The sequence below is a fragment of the Pseudoflavonifractor sp. An184 genome (assembly GCF_002160305.1).
Classification (GTDB): Bacteria; Bacillota; Clostridia; order Oscillospirales; family Oscillospiraceae; genus Lawsonibacter; species Lawsonibacter pullicola.
On the sequence record NZ_NFKI01000117.1, the window covers coordinates 1 to 2,291 of the forward strand.

Below are 2,291 nucleotides of genomic sequence, written 5' to 3' on the forward strand. Positions count from 1 at the left end.
CGAATATGAGCGCAAAGCGCTCATCCTGAGCCGCGCCCTGGTGCCTCTTTGGTTTCTTTCTGGGCATCCAGAAAGAAACTCGCCGCCCGCAGGCGGCGAAATCCCCCTGCGATAAACGAAACCGCTCTATCGTCGCCCCCTCATCCGTCTGGCCTTCGGCCAGCCACCTTTCCCTATCCCCTCTGGCCTTCGGCCATCTCCCCTTGACAAGGGGAGTCGGCCCCCGAGGGGGAAGGCTTTTAGGGGGGAGTGCCCCCTCATCCGGCCCCTTCGGGGCCACCTTCCCCCCAGGGGGAAGGCTTTTTTGGGGAGCCCCCCTTATCCGCCCCGGGGAAAGACCTGGGAAGGCGGGCGGCCCAGTGTGCCGCCCCTACGAGAAAAGCGGCGAAACGCTATCTATAAAATTATAAAACCACAAATTCCTGCCACACTCAATACAAACGGAGGTATGAATGATGCAGACCAAGTACATTTTTGTCACCGGCGGCGTGGTATCCGGCCTGGGCAAGGGCATTGCGGCGGCCTCTCTGGGCCGTCTGCTGAAGCAGCGGGGGCTGCGGGTGAAGGTCCAGAAGCTGGACCCCTACCTGAACGTGGACCCGGGCACCATGAGCCCCTATCAGCACGGGGAGGTGTTCGTCACCGACGACGGGGCGGAGACCGACCTGGACCTGGGCCACTACGAGCGGTTCATTGACGAGAACCTGACGGGGGCCTCCTCGGTGTCCTCGGGCAAGATCTACTGGAACGTCCTCAACCGGGAGCGGGCGGGGGACTACCTGGGGGGCACCGTCCAGATCATCCCCCACATCACCGGGGAGATCAAGGACCACATCTACGCCCTGGAGGGCCCGGACACCGACGTGGCCATTGTGGAGATCGGCGGCACCGTGGGCGACATCGAGAGCCAGCCCTTCCTGGAGTCCATCCGCCAGGTGGCCGCCGAGCGGGGCCGCCAGAACGTCATGTTTATTCACGTGTCCCTCATCGTGTCCATCCCGGGCAGCGGGGAGCTCAAGAGCAAGCCCACCCAGCACTCGGTGAAGGAGCTGCTGGGTCTGGGGATTCAACCGGATGTAATCCTGTGCCGCAGCGATTACCCGCTGTCGCGGGAAATTCTGGAGAAAATCTCCCTGTTCTGCAACATCCCCGTGGACCACGCCATCCCCAACCTGACGGCGGACATCCTCTACGAGGTGCCCCTGATGCTGGAGCGGGAGGGGCTGGCCGACGTGGTGGTGCGCCGCCTGGGGCTCATCTGCCACACCCCCGACCTCACCGAGTGGGCCACCATGGTCTACCGGGCCAAGCACCCTAAGGGCTGTGTGCACATCGCCCTGGTGGGCAAGTATGTGGCCCTCCACGACGCCTATCTGTCGGTGGTGGAGGCCCTCACCCACGGCGGCATCGAGAACGAGGTGAGCGTGAAGATCCGCTGGGTGGACTCGGAGGCGGTCACCGATGAAAATGCCCACGAGAAGCTGGCCGGGGTGGACGGCGTTCTGGTGCCCGGCGGCTTCGGGGACCGGGGCATCGAGGGGATGATCTCCGCCGTGCGCTACGCCCGGGAGAACAAGATCCCCTTCTTCGGCATCTGCCTGGGGATGCAGATGGCGGTCATCGAGACCGCCCGCCACCTGTGCGGCATGGAGGACGCCCACTCCGGGGAGTTCTCCCAAACCACCCGGCACCCGGTCATCGCCCTCATGCCCGACCAGGTGGGGATCACCGCCAAGGGGGGCACCATGCGCCTGGGCTCCTGCCCCTGCCGGGTCACCGGGGAGGACACCTTCACTTATAGAGCCTACGGCTCTCTGGACATCGCCGAGCGCCACCGCCACCGCTATGAGTTCAACAACCAGTTCCGGGAGGCGCTGGTGGAGGCCGGCGGCCTGACCCTGGCCGGTCTCTCCCCCGACGGCCGCCTGGTGGAGATCGTGGAGCGGAAAGACCACCCCTGGTTCGTGGGCGTCCAGTTCCACCCGGAGCTCAAGAGCCGGCCCAACAAGGCCCATCCCCTGTTCCGGGAGTTCATCGCCGCGGCAAAAACGTATCAGAACCAGTGACGCACCGGCGCGGGCCGGCACTTTGCCATCTCCGGCGGTTCCCTCGTAAGGAGAGGAGCCGGAGGGCTTAAATCAAAAGGGAAAAGGCGGACCAGGTCCGCCTTTCAGGCTGTCGAAAAAGTCCTCGCTGCGCTCGCTGAACGCCTTGCTGCGCAAGGCATTCAGGGCATTCGATCCCACTCGAGGCGGGCTGCCGCCCCCTCGAGCTCCCCCGCCAACACTCGG

General features: G+C 64.9%; 1 protein-coding gene. It reads left to right on the forward strand.

Going from position 1 to position 2,291, the window contains the following annotated elements; all coding sequences use genetic code 11:
- The first annotated feature begins 455 nt into the window (after window positions 1-455).
- Window positions 456-2,066, forward strand: a complete 1,611-nt coding sequence (locus B5F19_RS16605; protein ID WP_087292843.1) for a CTP synthase — start codon at window positions 456-458, stop codon at window positions 2,064-2,066.
- Window positions 2,067-2,291: the final 225 nt, after the last annotated feature.